This is a genomic window from Bremerella sp. JC817 (assembly GCF_040718835.1).
Classification (GTDB): Bacteria; Planctomycetota; Planctomycetia; order Pirellulales; family Pirellulaceae; genus Bremerella.
Genome location: NZ_JBFEFG010000031.1, coordinates 1 through 373, shown reverse-complemented (window position 1 = coordinate 373; position 373 = coordinate 1). Strand labels below are relative to the sequence as shown.

The following is a 373-nucleotide window of genomic DNA, read 5'->3' as shown; positions in this document are numbered from 1 at the left end:
AAACCGGAGGGTCTGCTCGGCAACGACCTCGGGCGAGTAATTCCTCCGGCAGTGCTCCGCCGCGGCCGCCCCCATCGCCGCCGCCCGGGCCGGGTCGGCCAGCATCCTCGACAGCGCCGCCGCCAGGTCGCCCGGGTCGGCCGGCCTCACATACAAGCCGTGTGTCTCGTGCTCGAACGCCTCGGCGGCCCCGCCGGCCCGGGCGGCCACGATCGGGCAGCCCACCGCCAGCGCCTCGATGATCGCCATCGGGAAGTTCTCATCGCGCGAGGGCGAGACCGTCACGGCCGCCCGCCTCCTCAACGCGTTCAGCTCGGTGTTGGGCCTCTGACCGAGCCACTCGACCCGGCCATCCCCGAGGGCCCCGGGGTCT

General features: G+C 74.0%; 1 protein-coding gene. It reads right to left on the bottom strand.

Annotation, left to right across the window (positions count from 1 at the left end; all coding sequences use genetic code 11):
* On the bottom strand, nt 1-373 hold a 373-nt coding region (locus AB1L30_RS00145), incomplete at both ends, for a glycosyltransferase (RefSeq protein ID WP_367011338.1).